21 protein-coding genes and 1 tRNA gene are annotated in these 24,334 nt (G+C 57.8%); 11 read left to right on the top strand and 11 right to left on the bottom strand.

Translation table 11 applies throughout. The features are described 5' to 3' along the window. Nucleotides 1-66: 66 nt before the first annotated feature. The gene (locus GOV88_RS11515) at nucleotides 67-1,008 is read left to right on the top strand and encodes a GlxA family transcriptional regulator (protein WP_171240521.1); all 942 of its coding nucleotides are present in this window, start codon (nucleotides 67-69) and stop codon (nucleotides 1,006-1,008) included. On the opposite strand, the gene GOV88_RS11510 is transcribed toward GOV88_RS11515, so the two are convergent. Continuing rightward, complete coding sequence (locus GOV88_RS11510) at nucleotides 1,005-1,994, bottom strand: sterol desaturase family protein (protein WP_171240520.1); 990 nt, start codon at nucleotides 1,992-1,994, stop codon at nucleotides 1,005-1,007. The two genes, GOV88_RS11515 and GOV88_RS11510, sit on opposite strands and share 4 nt — an antisense overlap. A gap of 13 nt (nucleotides 1,995-2,007) precedes the next feature. Then, complete coding sequence (locus GOV88_RS11505) at nucleotides 2,008-2,763, bottom strand: class II aldolase and adducin N-terminal domain-containing protein (protein ID WP_171240519.1); 756 nt, start codon at nucleotides 2,761-2,763, stop codon at nucleotides 2,008-2,010. A gap of 116 nt (nucleotides 2,764-2,879) precedes the next feature. On the opposite strand from GOV88_RS11505, the gene GOV88_RS11500 reads away from it, so the two are divergent. The 8 genes from GOV88_RS11500 to msrA all read left to right on the top strand — a co-directional run bounded on the left by GOV88_RS11500 (nucleotide 2,880) and on the right by msrA (nucleotide 10,340). After that, the gene (locus GOV88_RS11500) at nucleotides 2,880-3,755 is read left to right on the top strand and encodes a LysR substrate-binding domain-containing protein (protein ID WP_171123951.1); all 876 of its coding nucleotides are present in this window, start codon (nucleotides 2,880-2,882) and stop codon (nucleotides 3,753-3,755) included. A gap of 142 nt (nucleotides 3,756-3,897) precedes the next feature. Beyond that, on the top strand, nucleotides 3,898-5,700 hold the full coding sequence (gene ade / locus GOV88_RS11495; RefSeq protein ID WP_171240518.1) for an adenine deaminase: 1,803 nt from the start codon (nucleotides 3,898-3,900) through the stop codon (nucleotides 5,698-5,700). Beyond that, nucleotides 5,697-7,160 carry an AMP nucleosidase gene (locus tag GOV88_RS11490; protein ID WP_171123954.1) on the top strand — a complete coding sequence of 488 codons (1,464 nt, stop codon included), beginning with the start codon at nucleotides 5,697-5,699 and terminating at the stop codon, nucleotides 7,158-7,160. Before ade ends, GOV88_RS11490 begins: the two co-directional genes overlap by 4 nt. A 130-nt stretch (nucleotides 7,161-7,290) precedes the next feature. Continuing rightward, a complete protein-coding gene (locus GOV88_RS11485) occupies nucleotides 7,291-7,578 on the top strand; it encodes an HU family DNA-binding protein (protein ID WP_068341148.1) in 288 nt (95 codons plus the stop codon). A gap of 191 nt (nucleotides 7,579-7,769) precedes the next feature. After that, nucleotides 7,770-8,225 carry a hypothetical protein gene (locus tag GOV88_RS11480; RefSeq protein ID WP_171240517.1) on the top strand — a complete coding sequence of 152 codons (456 nt, stop codon included), beginning with the start codon at nucleotides 7,770-7,772 and terminating at the stop codon, nucleotides 8,223-8,225. 181 nt (nucleotides 8,226-8,406) lie between these two features. Continuing rightward, complete coding sequence (locus tag GOV88_RS11475; RefSeq protein WP_171240516.1) at nucleotides 8,407-9,285, top strand: DMT family transporter; 879 nt, start codon at nucleotides 8,407-8,409, stop codon at nucleotides 9,283-9,285. Between the two features lie 99 nt (nucleotides 9,286-9,384). After that, complete coding sequence (gene msrB, locus GOV88_RS11470; RefSeq protein ID WP_171212168.1) at nucleotides 9,385-9,834, top strand: peptide-methionine (R)-S-oxide reductase MsrB; 450 nt, start codon at nucleotides 9,385-9,387, stop codon at nucleotides 9,832-9,834. Further along, nucleotides 9,831-10,340 (top strand): peptide-methionine (S)-S-oxide reductase MsrA, encoded by a 510-nt coding sequence (msrA, locus tag GOV88_RS11465; RefSeq protein WP_171240515.1) that lies wholly within the window; start codon nucleotides 9,831-9,833, stop codon nucleotides 10,338-10,340. The genes msrB and msrA overlap by 4 nt, the downstream gene beginning before the upstream one ends. Nucleotides 10,341-10,361: 21 nt before the next feature. Here msrA and GOV88_RS11460 read toward each other — a convergent pair whose 3' ends face one another. The 7 genes from GOV88_RS11460 to GOV88_RS11430 form a co-directional block, all read right to left on the bottom strand. Further along, nucleotides 10,362-12,365, bottom strand: coding sequence for a hydantoinase/oxoprolinase family protein (locus GOV88_RS11460; RefSeq protein ID WP_171240514.1), 2,004 nt, complete (start codon nucleotides 12,363-12,365; stop codon nucleotides 10,362-10,364). 72 nt (nucleotides 12,366-12,437) lie between these two features. Further along, complete coding sequence (gene queG, locus GOV88_RS11455; RefSeq protein WP_171240513.1) at nucleotides 12,438-13,475, bottom strand: tRNA epoxyqueuosine(34) reductase QueG; 1,038 nt, start codon at nucleotides 13,473-13,475, stop codon at nucleotides 12,438-12,440. A gap of 72 nt (nucleotides 13,476-13,547) precedes the next feature. Beyond that, the gene (locus tag GOV88_RS11450) at nucleotides 13,548-14,213 is read right to left on the bottom strand and encodes a glutathione S-transferase family protein (protein ID WP_171124273.1); all 666 of its coding nucleotides are present in this window, start codon (nucleotides 14,211-14,213) and stop codon (nucleotides 13,548-13,550) included. 58 nt (nucleotides 14,214-14,271) lie between these two features. Then, on the bottom strand, nucleotides 14,272-15,006 hold the full coding sequence (gene mtgA, locus GOV88_RS11445; protein WP_171123648.1) for a monofunctional biosynthetic peptidoglycan transglycosylase: 735 nt from the start codon (nucleotides 15,004-15,006) through the stop codon (nucleotides 14,272-14,274). 111 nt (nucleotides 15,007-15,117) lie between these two features. Next, entirely contained in the window at nucleotides 15,118-19,650 is a 4,533-nt protein-coding gene (gene gltB / locus GOV88_RS11440; protein ID WP_171240512.1) for a glutamate synthase large subunit, read from the bottom strand. Beyond that, nucleotides 19,647-20,081 carry a GFA family protein gene (locus tag GOV88_RS11435; protein WP_170786066.1) on the bottom strand — a complete coding sequence of 145 codons (435 nt, stop codon included), beginning with the start codon at nucleotides 20,079-20,081 and terminating at the stop codon, nucleotides 19,647-19,649. Before GOV88_RS11435 ends, gltB begins: the two co-directional genes overlap by 4 nt. 23 nt (nucleotides 20,082-20,104) lie before the next feature. Next, on the bottom strand, nucleotides 20,105-21,538 hold the full coding sequence (locus GOV88_RS11430; RefSeq protein WP_171240511.1) for an NAD(P)-dependent oxidoreductase: 1,434 nt from the start codon (nucleotides 21,536-21,538) through the stop codon (nucleotides 20,105-20,107). 230 nt (nucleotides 21,539-21,768) lie between these two features. On the opposite strand from GOV88_RS11430, the gene GOV88_RS11425 reads away from it, so the two are divergent. Then, on the top strand, nucleotides 21,769-22,572 hold the full coding sequence (locus GOV88_RS11425) for an undecaprenyl-diphosphate phosphatase (RefSeq protein ID WP_171240510.1): 804 nt from the start codon (nucleotides 21,769-21,771) through the stop codon (nucleotides 22,570-22,572). Here the strand turns inward: GOV88_RS11425 and GOV88_RS11420 are convergent, their stop codons facing one another. Continuing rightward, complete coding sequence (locus GOV88_RS11420; protein WP_171240509.1) at nucleotides 22,573-23,556, bottom strand: complex I NDUFA9 subunit family protein; 984 nt, start codon at nucleotides 23,554-23,556, stop codon at nucleotides 22,573-22,575. 197 nt (nucleotides 23,557-23,753) lie between these two features. Here GOV88_RS11420 and GOV88_RS11415 point away from each other — a divergent pair. After that, nucleotides 23,754-23,840, top strand: a tRNA-Leu gene (locus tag GOV88_RS11415). A gap of 88 nt (nucleotides 23,841-23,928) precedes the next feature. Here GOV88_RS11415 and GOV88_RS11410 read toward each other — a convergent pair. Then, nucleotides 23,929-24,186, bottom strand: a complete 258-nt coding sequence (locus GOV88_RS11410; RefSeq protein WP_171240508.1) for a hypothetical protein — start codon at nucleotides 24,184-24,186, stop codon at nucleotides 23,929-23,931. Between the last annotated feature and the right edge of the window lie 148 nt (nucleotides 24,187-24,334).

Raw genomic sequence — 24,334 nt, 5'->3', positions numbered from 1 at the left:
ACGTCTGAATCTGAACATATCCTGACGCGGGTTGATCTTTCTGTCGTGCAGAAATAGTCATGAAGCATGCAGAAATGGATCAAATCCCCCTCTGCGCCGCAGCAATTCGGGGTGCTTCTGTTCGACGGGTTTTCAAATCACTGCCTCGCCAACACGGTCGAGCCCCTGCGTGCGGCAAACACGATAGCAGGTCAAAAACTGTATGATTGGAACTTTCTGTCACTGGACCGCACGCCCGTGACGTCTTCTTCAGGTTTGCAGGTCGCACCGCACCAAACGCTTCAAGATGCCCGCGGGGATATTCTGTTCGTCATGCCCTCTTACGGGTTCCGGGCGCATGGCGGATGGCGCACCTTGGCCGGGTTGCGCGCTTCTGCTGGTCGCTATGCGAAACTGGCCGGATTGGACACCGGAAGCTGGCTGCTGGCGCTTGCGGGGTTGCTGGACGCTCACCGCGCCACGATCCACTGGGAAGAACTGAACAGCTTTACCGAGCGGTTCCCCGACATCGACACAAGGCGCGAGCGTTACATCATCGACCGCAAGCGCATCACCTGCTCAGGTGCTATGGCCGCCTTTGATCTGGTCCTGCACCTGGTCGGGCAGGATCACGGGCAAGCCCTGGCACTGGAGGTGGCGCAGCTTTTCATGACCCGCGATTCCGCGCGCTCGCATTCCGGTGGCGCGGGTGCGACCAGCGGATACGTGAACAAGGCGCTGGCATTGATGCAGGAGAATCTGGAAACGCCGCTGGCTATCACCGAAATCGCCCGCCGCGTTGGACGATCACACAAAGCTCTGTCCGTTCGGATGCACGCGGAACTGGGCGCGGGCCCAGCGCAAGTTTACCGCCGCCTGCGCCTGAACCTTGCGCGCAAGCTTGTCACCGAAACCGACCTGACGATTACAGAGGTCGCCTTGCGGTCAGGCTATGACGATCCCAGCGCGCTGACCCGTGCATTCCGGGCCGAATTCGGCGTTACGCCACGCACGTTGCGGGCCGGTTAGGTATACATCTGTTTCTTGAAGGCACGCGTTCGGGTCGTCGCGTCAGCCGATCCATCGTGATACGTGCCAAACCACTTATCGAATGGGATCTCGGACGTTCCATAGTTGCATTCAAAATACCGGTGGTGGAGTTGGTGAAAGAAATCCCCGGCACGGGCAGCATCCGTCTCGCCTGCCCTGAGTTTTTCGAACCCCGAATGCGACAGCACCGGGCTGATCTGCTGGAAATAGGTATGAAACAGCAGGTGCAGCGGGTGCGACGGCACGATCAGGTGAATGAAATAGGTCGTGAAGTACAAAAGGTTCTCGTACCAGTGGTTCGAAATGCCCGACCATGGCCCGATGTTCACGTTGCGGTGGTGAACCGCGTGGACGTGTTTATAAAGCTTCGGATGATGTTCCAGCCGGTGAACCCAGTAGAAATGCAGCCCTGACCACATCGGGATGAACAGCATCCACACCACGCACCAGACCGGCGCGCTGGCCCATGTCACGGTCGGCACATATCCGTTCGCCATCGCCCAGTAGATCACCCATTGATAAACGGTGGCGACCGTCATCGCGCTGCCCAGCGTCCACCAGATGTTATCCCAGACCTGATTGCGGAATGTGAAGTTGCCGTTGTCGCGAGTCAGGTCCCGGCGATCGAATTTCTTGTACATGCCCTGCCCTTTGCGCATGTACAGCCACCAATGAAGCCCGCCGGCGACCAGGATCTGCGGCACCATGTTCAGCAACCAGATGCGGAACATCCAGCCGGGCGCGAAGCTCTGCATCGTTTCCAACGCAGGAAAGAAAAACACGTAAGCCGTCACCGCCAGAACCATGCAAAGCGTCAGCGACGTGATCTGCAACCAAGCGCCGCTGTACCACTTCAAAACGGCTGCGGGGCGTGGTGGCCAGTTGAACAATGGGTTCAATCCCACCGGCCCGTCAGGATGGTAGTGCCAGCGGGCGGCTTCGGGGTCCTGAGACGCGTTTGTCATCGCGGCCTCCTGCTTATGTGGCGTAGTCTGAGCCTTCGGCATCCAGCAGAGATTTGATCTCTCGCAGATGTGCTTCGGCCTGATCGGGATAGTCGTCCAGTTCTTGCGCGGTCTTTTCGGCAACCTCGTCCGATAACACGCGCAAGGGCTGACCGGTCTGAAGCGCGCGAATATATGTTTCGGCCGCCCGTTCGAAATAATAGAGCCTATTAAAGGCATCTGCCGGGTCGCTGCCGATGACCAACACCCCGTGATTACCCATGATCATGACCTTCTTTTTCGGGTCTGAAAGCATGGCCGCGCAACGCTCACCTTCGCTTTCAAAGGCCAGTCCGCCAAATTCCTCATCTACCACATATCGGTCGTAAAAGGTTGCCGTGTTCTGGTCGATCGGCGGCAGGGTGCTGTCAGCAAGCGAGGCGAGAACTGTCGCAAAAATGGAATGTACATGCATCACACAGCGCGCATGAGGGCAGCGCCGGTGAATAGACCCATGCAAACCCCATGCTGTCGGGTCCGGAGCGCCGGGTTGGGCCATCACATCAGGATCATTCGCGTCCAAAAGCAACAGGTTTGACGCCTTGACCCGCGCAAAATGCATCTGGTTGGCGTTCATCAGGAATTGCGTTCCTTCCGGATTGACCGCCAAGCTGAAATGGTTGGCCACGCCCTCATGCATGTTCAACCGTTCCGTCCACCGGAAAGTCGCGGCAAGGTTCACGCGCTCGGACCAGTGGTCGATATTGGGCCGCAGATTGGTGACGCTCATGTCAGGCTCCTGTCGGGTGAATTCGAACTACAAAAAGCCTGCCTTCGCCGGGGATGTTTGACCAACGAAAAAAACGCAAGTAATGCATTAGTCAAACTTATGCTTGAGTTATGCCAATGCAGAAATCTCTTCCTCCTCTGGGGTGGCTGCGCACGTTCGAGGCCGCGGCACGCCATCTTTCGTTCACCGGTGCCGCGCGGGACCTGAACATGACGCAAAGCGCGGTCAGTCAGCAAATCAAATCGCTGGAGGGGTATCTGGGTCAGCCCTTATTCTTGCGTAGGCCCCGCGCACTGGAACTGACGGAAGCCGGAATTACTTACCTGCCGGTTGTGCGAGATGCGTTTCGAACTCTGGTTCGGGGCACACAGGCCGTCACCGGCACGCAGCAGAACGCAGTACAGGTTCAAAGCAACATATCTTTCGCCGTGAACTGGCTTGCCCCAAGACTTCCGAGATTTCGGGCGAAGCACCCGGAGGTTCAGTTGAATATCTTCACAGAGCTTTGGGAACCAAGGGAAATGGCCGAAGGCGCTGCGGTCGAGATCCGGTACTCTCTGCGTCCCTCAGATACGGTACGCACCGAGTTATTAAGGACCGATCATTATTATCCAGTCTGCGCGCCGGGGTATCAGGTTACGCTGGAAACTTTGCAGCAACATCCGTTGTTCGATTGCTCCAACCTGCTGTCGAATTGGGAGAGCTGGGTCGAAGAACAGGGTCTAATTTGGAAAAAACCGCCCATCACTTACTCGACGACCTATCTGGTCAGCCTCTCGGTGGCGATGGCAGGCGGTGGGCTGTGCCTGACACATGACACCATCGCCCGCAGGTTAATTGACGAGGGCAAACTCATCGCGCCTTTCGATCATCACGCGGCAATGCCCGAAGCTTATTATCTACTGCTGTCGCCTCAGGCCGAAGAAACACCCGGAGCATTGGCCTTTGCCGATTGGGTGCGCCGCGAGATTGAAAGCGATCTTCAAACATGATGGAACGCTCCCGCCCATCGGCAATGCCCACAGGGGGCATCTTCTTTGGTTGGGCCGGGCAGCGCTGACGCGCTGCGTGACGGTTTCATGATAGCTCTTCAGCAGGGGTTGAACCTTTCCCAACATTCAGGAAAGTTGGGCCATGGAATACACACCTTTCCCAAGTTGGCCCGAAGTCGCCCCCCGTTTGATCGCTGTCGCTGCAGGACGCGAAGCCGCAGATCTGGTTATCCGCGGCGGGTCGTGGGTAAATGTGCACAGCCGCGAAGTTCGGCCAGGTCACGATATTGCCATTGCATCCGGGCGCATTGCCTTTGTGGGACCAGATGCGTCGCATTGCGTCGGGCCAGACACCCGGATCATCAAAGCAAACGGTCGCTTCATGCTGCCCGGCTTGTGCGATGCCCATATGCATATCGAATCGGGGATGCTGACACCAGCCGAGTTCGCCCGCGCGGTCATTCCACATGGAACCACCAGCATGTTCACCGACCCGCATGAAATCGCCAACGTGCTGGGGTTAGACGGCGTGCGGATGATGCATGACGAAGCGTTGATGCAGCCCGTGAACATCTACACCCAGATGCCATCCTGCGCACCGTCTGCGCCCGGCCTTGAAACAACGGGATACGAAATCACCGCACAGGACGTTTCCGAAGCGATGTCCTGGCCCGGCATAATCGGACTGGGCGAGATGATGAACTTCCCGGGTGTGATCAATGGCGACCCCAAGATGCTTGCCGAGATCGCAGCAACGCAAAATGCGGGAAAAACAGTAGGCGGACACTACGCTTCGCCTGATTTAGGGCCTGATTTTGCGGCATACGTGGCAGGCGGACCGGCAGACGATCACGAAGGAACCTGCGAAGCCGACGCAATCGCGCGGGTTCGACAAGGTATGCGATCCATGATGCGGTTGGGGTCGGCATGGTTCGACGTGGAAAGCCAAATTACGGCCGTTACCGAGAAAGGGCTGGACCCAAGGAACTTCATACTTTGCACGGATGATTGTCACTCTGGGACATTGGTCAATGATGGTCATATGAACCGGGTCGTGAGACATGCGATCGCCTGCGGGTGCGATCCGTTGATCGCATTGCAAATGGCCACGATCAACACAGCGACCCATTTCGGACTTGAACGAGAAATCGGCTCGATCACGCCGGGGCGGCGGGCCGATATCATTCTCAGCTCAGACCTGACCGAACTGCCGATTGAAACGGTCATCGCCCGCGGTCAGGTTGTGGCCGAGGGCGGAACAATCACGGTGAATTGCCCACATCTTGACTGGCCCGAGACCGCACGGAACACCGTCCATCTGGGGCATACGCTCGCCGCTGCTGATTTTGAGATCACAGCGCCCGCCGAAGCCAATCGCGTACAGGCCAACGTGATTGGAGTGGTTGAAAATCAGGCGCCGACCAAGGCGCTCAAGGCCGAATTGCCGATCATCGAAGGGTTGGTGGAAGGCGAAGGTGAGGTTTGCCAGATCGCGCTTGTCGAACGCCACCGCGCGACCGGAGGGGTCACGAACGCCTTTGTCTCGGGGTTCGGCTATCAGGGTAAGATGGCCATGGCGTCCACCGTGGCGCATGACAGCCACCACATGATCGTTGTGGGAACCGACCGCGAGCAGATGGCCCTGGCCGCAAATCGACTGGCCGAGGTCGGGGGCGGGATCACCATTTTCCGGGACGGCGCGGAACTGGCCTTGATCGAGTTGCCCATTGCCGGACTGATGTCCGACAGTCCTGCATCTGACGTGGCAGCCAAGGCCGAACGCATGGTCGAGGCGATGCAGGCCTGCGGCTGTGACCTTAACAATGCGTATATGCAGCACTCGCTTTTGGCCCTTGTCGTGATCCCCGAGTTACGGATTTCCGACCTCGGCCTGATCGACGTGCGTACATTTGAAAAAATTGACCTTCTGGAACCACTTGCATGACAATAATAAAAACACCAGACGTGCCCAGCGCCGAGAAATTTACCGATCCGGCTGCTGCCGTTGAACGGCTGGAACAACTGTACGAACAAGCAACGCGCTTTCTGTGCGACAGCTTTGCCCAGGCGATGGAACAAGGCACCCCGACCGAACGATACAGGGCCTTTTACCCGGAGATTCGGATCAAGACCTCGTCTTATGCGCAGGTCGACAGCCGTCTGAGCTTTGGCCATGTTTCCGAGCCCGGAATGCACGCAACCACCGTCACGCGGCCTGATCTGTTCCGGTCCTACCTGACCCAGCAAATCGCGCTACTGATCAAGAACCACGATCAACCGGTGACGATCGGAGCCTCAGATACGCCGATCCCGGTTCATTTCGCGGTGGCGAACAATCCGGATCTGGTTGTTCCCCATCAGGGTGCGGCCGGTTTCACGCTGCGTGATGTCTTTGATGTTCCTGACCTGACCACCACGAATGACGACATTGTAAATGGCGTTCACGATCACGAAGACGAAGATGGTCCACTGGCCTTGTTTACCGCCCAACGAGTCGATTATTCACTGGCGCGTCTGGCCCATTATACGGCAACCGATCCCAGCCATTTTCAGAACCACGTGCTGTTCACCAACTACCAGTTCTATGTGTCCGAGTTCGAAAACTACGCGCGCGAACAACTGGCCGATCCCGATAGCGGCTACATCAGCTTTGTATCGACCGGAAATGTGCAGATCACCACGGCGGATGGAACTCTGGAACAACCGTTGAAGCTGCCGCAGATGCCGACCTATCACCTGAAGCGCGCGGATGGGTCGGGCATTACGCTGGTCAATATCGGGGTCGGGCCGTCGAATGCCAAAACCGCCACTGATCATATCGCGGTTCTGCGGCCTCATGCATGGCTGATGGTCGGTCACTGTGCTGGTCTACGCAACACGCAGGCGTTGGGCGATTTTGTTCTGGCGCATGCCTATCTGCGCGAAGACAAGGTACTGGACGATGACCTGCCGGTCTGGGTGCCGATCCCTCCGCTGGCCGAGGTTCAGGTGGCCTTGGAACAGGCCGTCGCCGAGGTCACGGAACTTGAGGGGTATGAGCTGAAGCGGATCATGCGCACGGGCACCGTCGCCTCGGTCGACAACCGCAACTGGGAGTTGCGCGACCAGTCTGGACCCGTGCAACGCCTCAGCCAGTCACGCGCCATCGCGTTGGATATGGAAAGCGCCACCATAGCGGCGAATGGCTATCGGTTTCGCGTCCCTTATGGCACCTTGCTATGCGTATCAGACAAACCGCTACACGGGGAATTGAAGTTGCCGGGTATGGCTTCGGCGTTCTATACCACGCAGGTCAGCCGCCATTTGGCGATCGGAATACGTGCAATGGAACATCTGCGCGGCATGCCGTTAGAGCGCCTGCACAGCCGGAAATTGCGTTCTTTCGACGAAACGGCCTTTCTCTGAAGCAAAAAAGCAACGTTTTCCCCATATTTTTAGGGTTTTCGGCGCTACTATTCGTTGTGTTCGGCCACAATATCCCGTTACAGTTACGCGGTGAGGCCCTATTTATCGGGCACGTTAAGGAGACCAAGAAATGGCAAAGCCTATGACAAAGACTCAGCTGGTTGCTGCTCTCGCTGAGGAAATGGGGACAGACAAGAAAGCCGCCAACAGCGCGCTTGAGGCCATCACCGGCCTGATTACCCGCGAAGTATCCGCCGGTGGCGCAGTGACCCTGCCCGGCGTTGGCAAAATCTACTGCCGCGAGCGCCCCGAGCGCATGGTGCGCAACCCCGCCACCGGCGAGCAGTTCAAGAAAGAGGCCGACAAGGTGGTCAAGATGACCATCGCGAAAGCTCTGAAGGACAGCGTAAACGGCTGAACCCAGCTTTCACTGCGAAATGATCAAGGGCCGCCGTTCGGGGGCCCTTTTTCTTTTCCCACATATTTCCACAATTAAGAAATTCGTATCAGCTTCAACAGGTGTTTTCTAATTTCGTCGCGCCAAAAGGCTGTCAAAGTACGGACTTATTCTTGGTTAAGTTTCAACAACCGAACCCATGAAACCAACAAATGCTATTCCGAGCTTTTTCCTGCGCCACGCTGTCGTTTTGCCTGCTGTCTGTGCTTCCCTCTTCCGCAGTTGCAGAATGTAGCCGTTCAAACGCCTACAGCTTGCAAGCAGAAATCACATATGAGGAAATTTTCGATTTCGAAGTCAAATCTTATCCTCGCATTATGGCGCATCCTTATGAAATCAAAATCCCGAACACCGCATTTGGTCAACTAATCGCCTGTCGTATTTATCAAGACGGAGAGAGTAAAACCGCAGAGTTGCCAACTACTCCGGGCTGGGCCAGCCTGATTGCAAACGGGCCAGAGACCAGAATTCGCAATCATCAAATAACCAGCAGAGATATGCAATTTGTGAAATCTGGTCCGGGCAAGACACACGTTTTTTTCTCGCACAAGTTTCCAGATGCAAAATTTCGGTGCTTTGTTGCCTGCGTCGCAAACAAGAGACAGTGAAAAACTTAGGTGTGTTTGGGTTTTGTCGAAAGAGAACCCCAGCATCATAGGCTTGATCTTCTAAGCATTTAGACCAAGACAGCGCATTATTACGAACTTGGCGGTCGAGGATTGGCCCCAACATCTTGCGACCCTTACCGATTTAAGGAACAGTGCCCGAAATCAACGAAGGAGAGTGGCGATGGATCTGCGTGCCATGGCCATGGGGCTGACATTTGCGTTTATCTGGTCGTCGGCCTTTACCTCGGCACGCATTATCGTGGCGGATGCCTCACCTTTGTTTTCTTTGGCCCTTCGGTTTCTGATCTCTGGTCTGATTGGGGTTGCGATCGCATGGGCCATGGGCCAAAGCTGGCGGCTGACCCGATCACAGTGGTACGCAACCATCCTGTTCGGTATTTGCCAAAATGCCCTGTATTTGGGTCTGAATTTCTATGCCATGCAGACTGTCGAAGCCTCGGTTGCAGCGATCATCGCTTCGACCATGCCCCTTCTGGTGGCGCTGGCCAGTTGGCTGTTTCTGGGCGACAGGTTGCGTCCAATGGGGGTGGCTGGTCTGTTTGCAGGGTTCGCCGGCGTCGCGTTGATCATGAGCAGCCGCATCAGCGCTGGGGTCGACATGTTCGGCGTGATGCTTTGTGGCATTGGGGCGCTGGCACTGGCCTTTGCGACGCTGGCAGTACGCGGGGCAACCTCGGGCGGGAATTTCATGATGATTGTTGGCCTGCAAATGCTGGTGGGATCCACAGTTCTGTTTGCCTCCGCACCGCTGTTTGAAACCATCTATATCCACCCGACGGTCCCACTGGCGCTGGCCTTTACCTATACAACCCTTTTCCCCGGCCTGCTGGCGACCTTCATATGGTTCCTGTTGCTGGACAGGATCGGAGCAACACGGGCTGCCACGTTTCATTTCCTCAACCCGGTCTTCGGCGTCACAATCGCCGCAATCTTACTTGGTGAGAAACTTGGACCACTGGATGCGGTCGGCGTTGGTGTGACCACATTGGGAATTCTAGCCGTTCAGCTTTCCCGACAGCCTGCGCCGAAACCCGGCTGATACCCGCACATCTGCGCGAGGAAGGCAAAACCCCCTTTGCTTTCGCCGCTCAAACCCCATTTATTAGGTCAAACCAGTTTCCACACGTCCCGAGGACCAATGACCCGATACACCAAAAACCCCGAGGCGATTGCTGCCCTGTCACCCGAGGAATACCACGTCACGCAAAACAGCGGGACGGAACGCCCGGGCACTGGCAAGCTTCTGAACAACAAGGAACCGGGGATTTATGTCGACATTGTTTCGGGCGAGCCGCTGTTTGCCTCGACCCATAAATATGAATCCGGTTGCGGCTGGCCCAGCTTTACCAAGCCCATCGTGCACGAACATGTGGAAGAGTTCACCGACCGCACGCTGGGCATGATCCGGACCGAGGTCCGCTCGAAACACGGGGACAGCCACTTGGGGCACGTGTTCCCAGACGGCCCGCGCGAACATGGCGGGCTGCGCTATTGCATCAACTCGGCCTCCTTGCGGTTTATCCATCGCGATGACATGGAGGATGAAGGCTATGCAGAATACCTGATCCATGTGGAGGATATCCAATGACCGAACAACGCGCCGTTCTTGCCGGTGGCTGCTTTTGGGGCATGCAGGACCTGATCCGCAAATTGCCCGGCGTATCGCGCACCCGCGTCGGATACACGGGCGGTGACGTACCAAACGCCACCTATCGCAATCACGGAACCCATGCCGAAGGGATTGAGATCTTCTTTGACCCTACGCAGATCACCTATCGCGATCTGCTGGAGTTCTTTTTCCAGATCCACGACCCGACCACCGTCAACCGGCAGGGCAACGACGTCGGCATGAGTTACCGATCCGCAATCTATTATGTGGATGATGCCCAGAAACAGATCGCGCTGGATACGATTGCCGACGTGAATGCCAGTGGCATCTGGCCCGGCAAGGTCGTTACCGAAGTCGAACCCGTTGGCGATTTCTGGGACGCCGAGCCGGAACATCAGGACTATCTTGAGCGTATCCCCAACGGCTATACCTGCCATTTCCCGCGCCCTGACTGGGTTCTGCCCAAACGCGATGCTGCCGAATAATGGATAGCCCCAAGCCTGGGGCTAACCTGACGCCACCCTCGGGCGACCGCTGGCCTCGACCGTTACGGTCGCTTCGACAAAAACATCCTGCGCCTCAATTCGTGCGGTCCTAATATCGCGGCTGACAATCACCCGGATGTCTTCGGCACCCGCCTGACGGACTTCGCCTTCGGCCTCATCTTTCAGGGCTGTCTGTAAAAGCTCCAATGCCTCTTCAGGTTCGGTAAAGTCCTGTGGCCCGCTCTCAAGATGTACCCTATAGCGCCCCTCTGACGGTGACGTTACAGTCCCCGACCGGCGCAAGGTCAGGCGGCCCACAACAGCCCCAAGCGCATTGGCTACATCGGTATGTTCGGGCAGGACCATATTGCAATGCAGCCGCTCGCCCACCGCTGGGTAGTAGCTGGGTGCCGACGCCCCAAGGCCGATCACATCCACATTCAGGGCTGCATCCAGTGCCAGCAAACCGCGGTGCCGATCCAGCCCTTTTTGCGTCAGAACATGGTGGGCCAGATCTGTGGCAGACAGCCCAAAATCCTCAATTTCTTCCGCAAAAGCAGTCTCTAACAAAGTCAGTGCGGTTTGCTCGGTCAACTGGCTCACGATCATCTCGGCCAATTTTTCAGGTGTTGAGGCCAAGACATCCCCGGTACCAACACGCTTGCGCGCCACCAGCTCCAGCGCTTTACGCGCCGCTTCACTGTCCCACGAAGTCAGTCGCCCAAGCACATGGGACGCATCAGACGGGGTGACGCCACTGACCTGAACGATCCCGCGATCCACCAGCCGCGTCAGCGCACCGCTCTCCATCCGGGTTTTCAGCAACTCGGACAGTGGCACAACCCGATCCCCGAGCCTGTCCAACAACGCATCCTCCCGCGGTCCCAGTCCTTCGGCAGGAAGGCCAGGCACGCGACGCGCGAAGCGCGTATCATGCTCTCCCACCGTTGTCGCACGGAGTTGCGCGTCAAGTACCGGATGAACAATTTCGGGATGCTCTGCCGCTATCAGAGAGACAGGCAAAACCCGCCGCGGCCCAAGGAATACACCGCCTGCCAGGCCTTCAGTCTTTACGTGCACCTGACTGTCACCGCCCAGCCCATGCGTTCGCATGGCCACGGCCTCGACCATCGTGCGAAACCCGCCCACCTGCGCGCCAGCCGGGTCAATCGCCGGCTTTCCGTCCCGGATCAACGCCATGTCCGTGGTCGTGCCCCCGATGTCCGAAACCAACGCGTTTTCAGCCCCGGTTAGCCAACTTGCCCCTACAATCGATGCGGCAGGCCCGCTCAGAATGGTTTCGATCGGCCTGTCCCGCGCCTGTTCCGCGCTCATCAAGGCGCCATCACCGCGCACAACCATCATCGGCGCCGAAATACCAAGGTCCAGCAGTTGATCCTGCGCACGCCCGATCAACCGGTCGATCATTCCAATCAGCCGAGCATTCAACACGGCGGTCACGGCGCGTTTTGGGCCATTCAACTTGGCAGACAAATGATGCGAACACGTAACCGGCGCGCCTGTCTTTTCTGCGATGATCCGGGCAGCTTCCAGTTCGTGAGCCGGGTTGCGCGTCGCAAACTGCGCCGCCACTGCAAACCCTGACACGCCCGAATGTGAGTCTAAAAAGGATAAAAGCGCCTCAATATCCAGCGGGGCCGCCTCAGCGCCTGCATGCGTGTGACCCCCGTTTAACACAACGGCCGGATCACCCTTCAAGGCATCCTTCAGCCCGTGCCTGTCCAGATCCGCCTGTTTGAACCCGATATACACCAGTGCGACACGCCCACCCTGCCCTTCGACCAGCGCATTTGTGGCCAACGTCGTCGACAACGACGCCAACGAGATCTGATCGGGCGATACCTGCGCCCGCTGCAACACCGTGGAAATAGCTTTGCCCACACCAATCGCCAAATCCGTCCGTGTGGTCAGGGACTTGGCCGATGCTATTACGTCCTTTTCATCCCGAACAAGGACTGCATCCGTATAAGTTCCACCTGTATCCACCCCCAAAGCCAACGCCATCGGGACCTCCTCACTGTTCGCTGAAGATCGGTGTAGCGGTTCGCAGCGACACGTCCACCCCGTTTGCGGCACTCAAGCCAGTTGTTTCACCGCCCAGCGCGCGGCATCGGCGACCGTCGGATCAGGATCGTCGACCAGTCGCGCCGCAATCGGCCTCAGTTCCGGCAGCCCGGAATTCCCGATCGCATAAAGAACATTTCGCACAAAGCGATCCCGCCCGATCCGCTTGATGGGCGACCCCGAGAACTTTTTGCGAAATGCCGCGTCATCGAAACCGGCCAGTTCCGCCAGGGGCGGAGACTTCAACTCGGGACGCGACGCATATCTCAGATCACTTGCAGCGACGGCAAACTTGTTCCAGGGGCACGCGGCCAGACAATCGTCGCAGCCGTAAATCCGGTTCCCCATTTTCCCTCGCAGTTCTTCATCTACCGGACCCTTGTGTTCAATGGTCAGATAAGAAATGCATCGCCGAGCATCCAACTGGTAAGGCCTCGGAAAGGCATCGGTCGGGCACACGTCCAGACAAGCCCGACATGATCCGCAATGATCAACCTCCGACATATCTGATGGAAGATCCAAAGTAGTAAAAACAGACCCTATAAAAGCCCAATTCCCCCAGTCCCGGCTAACCAGATTGGTATGCTTCCCCTGCCACCCCAACCCGGCCGCATGGCCCAACGCCTTTTCCGGCACAGGTGCGGTATCGACGAACACCTTCACCTCTCCTCCGGCTTCGGCGATCAGCCACCGTGCTAACCGTTTGAGGCGTTTTTTTACCAAATCATGGTAGTCCTTGTTCTGGGCATAAACAGAGATCGCCCCGCGTTCCGCGTGCCGTAAAACCTCGGTCGGATCATGGTCCGGCGTGTAACTCTCAGCCAGCATGATCACCGATCGCGCGTCGGGCCACAAAGCCGCCGGATCACCACGCCAATGGGTTCGCTCGGCCATCCAGCCCATCTGTCCGTGGTACCCGGCCTGCAAGAACGCCTCCAGCCGCGCGGGCACCGCTGGCACGTCCCACGGACGGCACACACGGCAGGACACAAACCCCTCGTTCAGGGCCTGCGCCACCAACCTGTCCTTCAAACCCGATCCGCTCTTCATCTGGCTAAAAATATCCTCGGGGGGAATCGCGCCCCGGCGCGATGGGGGGCAGACAGCCCCCCTGCTACCCTATCAGAAATCCAGATCAGCGTAATGAGGCGGAGGCCGAAACCCCGGCACCTGATCCGCCAGTATCGACCGGAACGCAGGGCGCGACTTGATCTTGGCATACCAATCCTTCACCGCCGCCGATCGATTCCAATCCACGTCCGAGATATAATCCAACGCCGAAAGGTGCGCAGCCGCTGCAAAATCCGCCAGCGTCATCTGATCCCCGGCCAACCAACGACGATGATCCAGCAGCCAGGCCATGTAATCCAAATGGTACTTGATTGCCTTGGCACCTTCCTTGACGTTCTTACTGTCCGGATAGCCCTCGCCAGTGATTTTCTTGTTCACCCGTTCATACAATAGCTTCGAGGTGACCTCTTGATGAAACTTGTCATCAAACCACGCCACCAGACGCCGAACCTCGTACCTGTCTTCCGGTGTTTTCGGTAAAAGCGCGGGTTCTGGGCGGGTCTCTTCGATATACTCGCAGATGGCTGTGCTCTCGGATAAGGTCTTTCCATCCAGCCGAAGAACCGGGACTTTTCCCGCAGGGTTACGGCGCAGGAAATCCGGGTCTTGTTCCCAGTATCTCTCTTCCACCAGTTCAACCTCAATCTTCTTTTCTGCCAGCGACAACCGGACCTTGCGGCAATACGGGGACAGGGGAACGTGAAACAGACGCGCCATGATCTTCCAATCGAACCAGTGAATACCCTCCAGCTTTAGCGCCGAGAGGGTTTGTTTTTCAATCCTCGAAACAATCCGCCCGACCATCTGCGCGGATGGTGGCCGCTCCATCTAGGATCGAGGCCGCCCGCCTGCGTGTACGCACCGAGGGATCGGTCACCGACCGATTGCGCGGCGACGGCAGGATTGCCGCAATCCGCGCGGCCTGCACCGAGGACAGTTTTGACGCTGGAATGTTGAAATTGCGCTGGGCTGCTGCTTCGACCCCGAAAACTCCATTCCCGGTCTCGGCCACGTTCAGGTAAACCTCAAGGATACGCTGTTTGCTCCAGAATATTTCGACCACCGGCGTAATCGAAGTCTCTAACGCCTTGCGCACCCAGCTACGCCCCTGCCACAGGAACACGTTTTTGACCACCTGCTGCGACAAGGTCGAGGCCCCGCGCGATCCGCCATCCTCCAGCGCGTCGCGGATCGCTTCGACGTCAAAGCCCCAATGTAGGCAGAAATTCGCATCTTCGGCCGCCACGACCGACCGTGCCATAATGGGCGAGATCTCTTCGATCGGCACCCAATCGCGTTCAACCTTGCCCAACCTGCGCCATTCCGACCAAATCGTATGTGTCACGGGCGGGTTCACCACCGAATACAGCGCTACCAGCGCAACCACAAACACCACACAGCCCAAAGCACCGCGTAAAACCCAGCGGCGAATCTGCATCAGGATCGGCGTTTTGGCCTTGGACGCCTTCTTTTTCTTACCGCTTTTCTTGCGGACTGCTTTCTTTGCCATGCCCCAGCTATACGACGAGTGATCGCGGTTTGAAACGGCTGGGGCGTCACCAGCAAAAGAAAACCCGCACGCCGACAGGGCGCGCGGGCTTCGTTTGTCTGTGCTTGCGAATTATTCCGCCGGAACCGCTTCCGCCTCGTGGGTCAGAGGATGGCTGAGATTGTTCAGCATCTCCTTCGGGCAGACCTGCAGGAAGTTGGCCTTTTCCACATCCCAATGCTGCAGAATATCGGCGGCCTTGCGGCTGAAGGTTTCTGCCTGATGGGTTTCGATCAGCGTTTTGAGCTGGTCTTCCCAATGGTCCACCGTGACCGGGCATGTCACCAGCGTTTCCATGTTCATCAGCGCCTGCGCCTTACCGTCGGGGTCGTACAGGTAGGCCATGCCGCCAGTCATGCCCGCGCCGAAGTTGGCACCAATGCTGCCCAGAATCACCGCCACACCGCCGGTCATGTATTCGCACCCGTTCGAGCCACAGCCCTCAATCACCACTTTGGCACCCGAGTTGCGGACCGCGAAACGCTCGCCTGCGCGGCCTGCTGCAAACAGGTGTCCGTCGGTGGCACCGTACAGAACCGTGTTGCCGATAATGGTGTTGTCATCCGCCTTCAGCGGGCTGACCTGCGGCGGGCGCACAACGATCATGCCGCCCGACAGGCCCTTGCCGACATAGTCATTGGCGTCGCCAGACACTTCCAGCTTGAGCCCAGGCGCGGCAAAGGCGCCCAGCGACTGACCGGCCGAGCCTTGCAGTTTCACGTGCAGATGGTCGTCCTGGAACGTATTCCGCATCCCGAAATTCTGCACGATATGGCTGGAAACCCGCGTACCCACTGTCCGGTGCGTGTTCTGCACCGCGTAAGACAGTTGCATCTTCTCACCATCCTTCAGGAACCGAGCGGCATCGCGCACGATTTCAGCGTCCAGCGTATCGGGCACTGCGTTGCGATCCTTACCGCGGTTATAGACGATATCCTGCGCGCCATCGACGGTGATCAGCAGCGGATTCAGGTCCAGATCATCCAGATGCGCTGAACCCCGGCTGACCTGCGCCAGCAGATCGGCGCGACCGATGATCTCGTCAATCGAGCGCGCGCCAAGGCTGGCCAGCAGCTCGCGTACTTCTTGCGCATAGAAGGTGATCAGGTTGACAACTTTGTCCGCGTTGCCGGTGAACTTGGCACGCAGGGATTCGTCCTGCGTACACACACCAACCGGGCAGGTGTTCGACTGGCACTGGCGCACCATAATACAGCCCATCGCGATCAGGGCAGCGGTGCCGATGCCGTATTCCTCGGCCCCCATCATCGCGGCCATCACAATATCGCGCCCGGTGCGCAAACCACCGTCGGTCCGCAGGGTCACGCGGTCGCGCAGGTTGTTCATTGCCAGAACCTGATGCGCCTCGGTCAGGCCCATTTCCCACGGCAGACCGGCATATTTGATGCTGGTCGCGGGCGAGGCGCCCGTGCCGCCGTTGTGACCCGAAATAAGGATAATATCCGCTTTGGCCTTGGCCACACCGGCGGCAATCGTGCCCACGCCCGAGGACGCCACCAGCTTGACCGTCACCTTACAGCGCGGGTTGATCTGTTTCAGGTCATAGATCAGCTGCGCCAGATCCTCGATCGAGTAGATGTCGTGGTGCGGCGGTGGCGAGATCAGCGTCACGCCTTTGGTCGAGTGCCGCAGACGCGCGATCAGGTCAGTCACTTTCATACCCGGCAACTGACCACCTTCACCCGGTTTCGCACCCTGGGCGACCTTGATCTCAAGCTCTTCACACTGGTTCAGGTATTCGGCGGTCACGCCAAAGCGGCCCGAAGCCACCTGTTTGATCTTGGCCGACGGGTTGTCGCCATTCGGCTCTGGCACGAAATGTGCCGGATCTTCGCCGCCTTCACCCGAGTCAGATTTCGCACCGATCCGGTTCATCGCCACGTTCAGCGTCTTGTGCGCCTCTGGCGACAGCGCGCCCAGCGACATGCCCGGCGTGACAAAACGCTTGCGGATCGACGTGATCGATTCGACCTCTTCAATCGGCACCGGCTTGCCCAGCGGCTTGAAGTCCATCAGATCGCGTAGGTGGATCGGAGGGTTCGATTGCATCTTGGCGGAATACTGCTTCCACAGCTCATAGGATGCCCGGTTACACGCCATCTGCATCATATGCATCGAGGTCGCTTCCCACGCGTGGGTTTCTCCCGATTTGCGCGATTTGTAGAAACCACCGATGGGCAGAACGTCCAGTCCGCTGTCCCAGCCTTTGGCGTGGATTTCCTCGGCCTTGGCCTGAATGCCCGTGACACCGATGCCGGAAATCCGGCTGGTCATGCCCGGGAAATACTCGGCCACCATGGCACGACTCAGGCCCACGGCCTCAAAGTTCAGGCCGCCGCGATAGGACGAAATCACCGAAATCCCCATCTTGGCCATGATCTTCAGCAGACCCTGATCAATCGCCTCGCGATAGCGCGCAACGTTTTCAGTCAGCGTGCCGTCCAGCAGGCCGCGAACAATGCGGTCGGCCAGTGAATCTTCAGCCAGATAAGCGTTCACAACGGTCGCGCCGCAACCGATCAGTACGGCAAAGTAATGCGGATCGACACATTCGGCCGAGCGCACGTTCAACGAACAGAAGGTCCGCAGCCCCTGACGGGTCAGATGCGAATGCACGGCACTTGTCGCCAGGATCATCGGCATCGCCACGCGACCCTCGCCCGAGTTCATGTCGGACAACACCAGATGCCCCGCGCCTGAGCGCACGGCCTCTTCTGCTTCGGCTCTGATGCGGGCCAAAGCGGCATTCAGTGCGCCCCGACCTGGTTCAAAGCTACAGTCGATCTCGGCCAGCGGCGAACCAAAGCTTTCTGCCAGCTTGTCCCACTGGGCGTTGCCCACAAAGGGGCTGCCCAGAGTGATGATCTCGGTCTGGCTGCTGTCTTCGTCCAGCACGTTTTTCAGGTTTCCGAACCGAGTTTTCAGCGACATCACCCGGTATTCGCGCAAGCTGTCGATGGGTGGGTTCGTAACCTGACTAAAGTTCTGACGGAAAAAATGGCTGAGTGGGCGGTATTGTTTGGACAGAACCGCAGACGGAGTGTCGTCGCCCATCGAGGCGATGGATTCTTTGCCATCCTCGGCCATGGGCGCAAGGATTTGTTCCAGTTCTTCAACCGAATAACCGGCAGCAATTTGGCGCTTGCGCAGTTCTTCGCCGCTGAACTTCGCGCTTTCGGTCACGTCCGACAGCGTTTCATCCAGATCGTTGATTTTGCCGACCCACTCGCCAAATGGCAGCGCACGGGCCAGCTTGTCCTTGATTTGAGTGTCGCGGAACAGCTTGCCCTTTTTCATATCCACGGCCAGCATCTGCCCCGGACCCAGCGCGCCTTTTTCGGTTACGCTGGCTTCATCAATCGGCACCATTCCGGCCTCGGACCCTGCGATTACCAGACCGTCACCGGTCACCACATAACGCATCGGGCGCAACCCGTTCCGGTCCAGACCGGCACAGACCCAGCGGCCATCGGTCATGGCCAAGGCAGCAGGGCCGTCCCACGGCTCCATCACCGAGTTGCAGTAGGAGTACATGTCGCGCCATGCCTGAGGCAGCTCAACCGCTTGCTTGGACCAGCTTTCCGGCACCAACATGGTTTTCGCCATCGGGGCCGAGCGGCCCGCGCGCACCAGAACCTCGAAAACCGAGTCTAATGCAGCCGAATCCGACGACCCACCAGCGATGATCGGTTTGATATCCTCGGCATAGTCACCAAAGGTGCCCGAGGCCATGCGGATCTCGTGGCTTTTCATCCAGTTGACGTTGCCCTTCAGCGTGTTGATCTCGCCATTATGGGCCAACATACGGAAGGGTTGGGCCAGCCACCATTGCGGGAAGGTGTTGGTCGAATAACGCTGGTGATAAATCGCAAAAGCCGATTCAAACCGTTCGTCCATCAGGTCGGGGTAGAAGACCGCAACCTGCTCGGCCAGCATCATGCCCTTGTAGATAATCGAACGACAGCTAAGCGAAGCCAAGTAAAGGTCAGAGATGCCCGAAGCTGCGGCGGCCTTTTCGATCCGGCGGCGGATTACGTACAGCTCACGCTCAAAAGTCTCTTCATCCACGCCTTTGGAGTTCGAGATCAGAATTTGCTCGATCTCGGGCCGGGTCGCGTTTGCTTTTTCTCCCAGACAGGTCACATCAACCGGCACGTGGCGCCAGCCATAGATGTAATAGCCCATGCGCAGCACTTCGGTTTCCACGATGGTCCGACAGCTTTCCTGCGCGCCAAAATCGGTGCGGGGCAGGAAGACCTGACCCACGGCGATCAGCTCATCCAGATTGGGTTCGTGCCCGGTGCGGCGGATTTGGTCATAGAAGAACGGAACGGGTATCTGCACATGTATACCCGCGCCGTCGCCTGTCTTGCCATCCGCGTCCACCGCGCCGCGGTGCCAGATCGCCTTGAGCGCATCAATACCTGCATCAACAACCTTACGCGACGGCTTACCGTCGACAGACACGACAAGGCCTACGCCGCAGGATGAATGTTCTTCCTCCTCGGAATAGAGACCGTTTTCGGCCATCCACTGACGTTTGGCTTCTTCGGCGTGCACCCAATCGGCATCGTATTTGGTCATTGGCTGTCTCCTTCTTCCGAGGGGGCGTACATGGCCTCGACCTCGGCTTTGGTCATTTGCTGGCGTTCACCTGCGAACGCGTACCCTTCGGGCTTTTTGTCGAAATAAAGTTCCAGTTTCAGCGTGTGGCCGGTATCTGGGAACAGGCCTGCGGCGATTTGCGTGTGTCCGTGCATCTCACCGGGAAGCGTGATCCGGTACCACAGTGCCGAGCCGCAGTCGGCGCAGAAGGCGCGCTCGGCCCAATCGGACGAGGTGAAGGTCTTGACCGGCCCAAGCGCGGCGTAGCCTTCTTCGGCCTGAAAAGTAACCAGCATCGAACTTGTCCAGCGTCGGCATTGGTCGCAATGGCACGCGCCCAGCGCATCGCGCGCGGGCGTAGCGGTCACCGTGACCGCGCCACACATGCATTGGCCTTGCAACTCGGGCATTTCGAGGCTCCTGATCGCTGGGTCTATTCGGCTGCGACTGCAGCCTTGGCGTTGAACCGGTCGATGATCGCATCGGCACAATCGCGCCCGTCGCGGATCGCCCACACGACCAAAGAGGCCCCGCGCACGATGTCACCGATGGCATAGACGCCGTCCATTTCGGTCTCGCCGGTCTGGAAGGCGGCCTTCACGGTACCCCAGCGTGTCACCGGCAGGTCGGGCTGGCCGAACAGGCTGGGCAGGTCTTCGGGCTCAAAGCCAAGCGCCTTGATCACCAAATCGGCGTCTTCGACATAGTCCGCGCCTTCGATCACCTCGGGGGCCTGACGGCCGGTTGCGTCGGGCTGGCCCAAGCGCATCTTCTGCACCATCACGCCTGTGACTTCGTCGTCGCCGGCAAAGCCCTTGGGCGCGCTGAGCCACTCAAAGACCACGCCTTCTTCCTCGGCATTTTGGGTTTCACGCTGCGAACCGGGCATATTAGCGCGGTCGCGGCGATACAGACATTTGACCGAGGTCGCACCCTGACGGATCGAGGTGCGAACGCAATCCATCGCGGTATCCCCGCCGCCGATCACGACAACCTTTTTGCCAGCGGCGTTTAGGCGGCCATTGTCGAAATCTTCGACATCGTCACCAAAGCTCTTGCGGTTTGAGGCAGTCAGGAAGTCGATGGCTTTTTCGATGCCACCCAGACCGCTGCCCGGCATGGACAGGTCGCGCGATTTGTAAACGCCGGTTGAGATTATCACCGCGTCGTGCTGACCACGGATTTCTTCGAACTTTGCGGCATCGACGTCGCAATTCAGCTCAAACGTTACGCCACCGTCGGCCAGCAAATTGTTGCGGCGCTGTACGATGTCTTTTTCCAGCTTAAAGCCGGGAATGCCGTACATCAGCAGGCCACCTGCACGGTCGTAACGGTCATAAACCGTCACCTGAATACCTGCACGCCGCAGCATATCCGCCGCCGCCAGTCCGCCCGGACCCGCGCCGATGATACCCACGCTTTCGCTACGCTCCGCACCCGGTACAACAGGCTTGACCCAGCCTTTGTCCCACGCTGTGTCGGTGATGTATTTCTCGATCGTGCCAATGGTCACGGTACCGTGGCCCGACTGTTCGATCACGCAATTGCCTTCGCACAAACGGTCTTGCGGGCAGATCCGGCCACAGATCTCGGGGAAGGTGTTGGTTGCCTGACTGGTCTGATACGCCTCTTCCAAACGGCCCGTCGCGGTCAGGCGCAGCCAATCAGGGATGTTGTTGTGCAGTGGGCAATGCGACTGGCAATAGGGCACACCGCACTGGCTGCAGCGACTGGCCTGTTCTTCGGCCTTGGCTGAGGCAAACTCGGCATAGATTTCGTCAAAGTCTTCCTTGCGCGTGTCCGCGGCACGCTTTTCGGGCATGGCGCGATCGACTTGCACAAATTTCAGCATCGGTTGCTTGGCCACGGGTCAGACTCCATGAATTGGCTTGGTCGACCTTCTTTAAGAGATACAAGATCGGATGAAAAGTCAATTGTACTGACCTATTTTCAAAATTTTTGCCGCTGGGAGTCATCCGAGTGAAAAAACTTCACCTTTTTAGTTCCGATTCGGACCTAATTGTGTTCTTTTCTTTTCCGCATCACACTTATACCCAGTGAGCACAATAAAAACGTGACGGTGGCACGGGCAATTCGATGAGCCTTTTTCAATTGATTCTCACGGCAATAATTCAGGGTATCACTGAATTCCTGCCGATCTCATCTTCTGGTCATCTGATCCTTTTGCCCAGCCTGACGGGTTTAGATGATCAGGGTCTCGCCATAGACGTCGCTGTCCATGTCGGCACCTTGGGTGCTGTGGTTTTGTATTTTTGGTCCGAGGTCAAGAAGGCGGTCTCCGGCCTGCCGCGCGCCCTGATGGGGCGTATCGATTCTGCCGAAGCGCGTCTGGCTATGAGCCTTATCATCGCGACGATTCCCACAATCATCGTCGGTGCGATCCTGTTCAAGACGGGCCTCAGCCAATCGCTGCGATCAATGACGGTAATCGGGTGGACGATGCTGGGATTTGGTCTGTTACTTTACTGGATGGATCAGAAGGGGCCGCAGACGAAAAAGGCCGGCGACTGGGGCATCAGGGATGCGGCCATTATGGGCCTTTGGCAAGCATTGGCGCTTATACCCGGCACGTCGCGGTCAGGGATCACCATCACGGGCGCGCGGCATCTGGGCTATACCAGAGAGGACGGTGCCCGGATCGCCATGCTGATGTCGATCCCGACAATTCTGGCTTCGGGGATTTTGCTGTCGGTCGATGTGATCCGCGAAGCTGATGCGCAACTGGCCATTGACGGGGCTATCGCTGCCTTCTTTTCCTTCATTGCAGCGCTGCTCGCCCTGACCCTGATGATGCGCCTGTTGCGAAGCGTCAGCTTCACACCCTACGTGATCTACCGGGTCATTCTGGGCGCAGCATTACTGATCATCGCCTATAGCTGATCAGATCTTCAGGTTCTTCGCCGAGTTTTGAATGTCGTCATACTGACCCGAGGGGCGGAACTTCCACAGGTATTCGGGCAACACCGATTCCAAAGTCGATGGCTCAATCGCCAGATCGGCAAATCCCATCGCACCTTCTGACACAACATTGTCGCGCCGCAGGTTCTTAAGCTGATCACGGGTCAGGATGTTGTTGGGGAAAAGCTGGAAGCTCACGAATTTCACGATGTCCAGCACTCCGGCCATGATCCGCGCCACCCAGAACGGCATTCCAATTATGACCCGGCGCCGGTGAATCACGTCCAGCATCTGCTGCATCAACGCACGAAACGTCTTTACCTCTGGTCCACCCAATTCGTACACGCCAGCCGGAGCCCGTCCCAGAACACCTTTCACGGCGGCTTGGGCCACGTCGTCCACGAAAACGGGTTGGAATTTAGTCTCAGCACCCACCAAAGGCAGGAACGGATTTATCCGGGTCATACCGGCAAAGCGGTTGAAGAACTGATCTTCGGTCCCGAATATGACCGAAGGGCGCAGGATGACCGCGCCCGGCATATGCTCCAGAACCCCAGCTTCACCCAGCGCCTTGGTCCGCGAATACTGGCTGTCTGATACCGCATCCGCGCCGATCGCAGAGATATGCACCATCTGCGCTATACCCTGCTGCGCTGCCAGCCGCGCAATGCGCTCGGCGCCTTCGGCCTGCACTGCGTCAAACTCATTCTTGCCCAGCTCATTCAGCACACCCACGCAGTTGACCACAGCGTCAGCGCCTTGCATCGCCAGAGCAACCGACGCGTCATCGCGGATATTGCACAATATGGGCTCGACCTGCCCCACAACACCATAAGTTTTGACGAACATGGCCTCATTCGGGCGCCGCACGGCCACGCGGACGCGCCACCCTTCACCCGCCATACGCCGGGCGACGTATCGGCCAACAAATCCGGATCCGCCAAAAATCGTGACCAGTTTGGACATGCGAGGGCTCCTGCTGATGGGTCATACACGATCTACCCCTCAAATCCCAAGCAAACAAGGCGCAATAACGCCGCGCATTCAGGATATCCGCGCCCTGTTCCACAGACCTTGGGCGTCCGTCAAAAAACTTTCAAAAAACTTCCCGAATCTGGTTGACGCCCACCGCCAGTAGGCTTAAACGCCCCTCCACGACACCTGCCCAGGTGGCGGAATTGGTAGACGCGCTAGCTTCAGGTGCTAGTGTCCGTATGGACGTGGAGGTTCGAGTCCTCTCCTGGGCACCATTTTCAAAAAAAATAATGTTTAATATTAAAAATTTAAACGCATTCAACGCTGACCTTTCCCCCAATTTATCCCCCAAATTTTTCACGGCTATTGCAGGGTGCGGTGCATCAGCATAGCCAGCTTGCGGATCGCCTGCGCATCCTGTGTCCTGCCGCCGTGGCGGTATTGCCCATGCCTCTCGCCGTGCGGACCGCCGCCGCCCGCACCGTGAAATCGGCAGACGGTCCAACCGCGCACCGCAGGGCCTTTGCACCTCTCGCCCGTGCGCTTAGATGTAGCCCTGCATCTGGGCGCTGCATTCATCAATTCGACAAGGTACATGGGGTTAGTGTCAGGTTTCGGCATTGCCCCCTCCTGGTGCGATCTGTGGGATAGCAAGAAATAGCTGGCAATAGTATTGTCTTACCCAAAAGCGGCCATTGGCAAGATAGTTGAACAACTTCCGCATAGTGAACGAAGCCGAACATGAAAAAGGGAATGGTTCAGTTGAACT

The organism is Ruegeria sp. HKCCA5491 (genome assembly GCF_013034565.1).
Taxonomy (GTDB): Bacteria; Pseudomonadota; Alphaproteobacteria; order Rhodobacterales; family Rhodobacteraceae; genus Ruegeria.
Note: the sequence above shows the minus strand (reverse complement) of the source record. Positions and strands in the feature narration are given on the sequence as shown.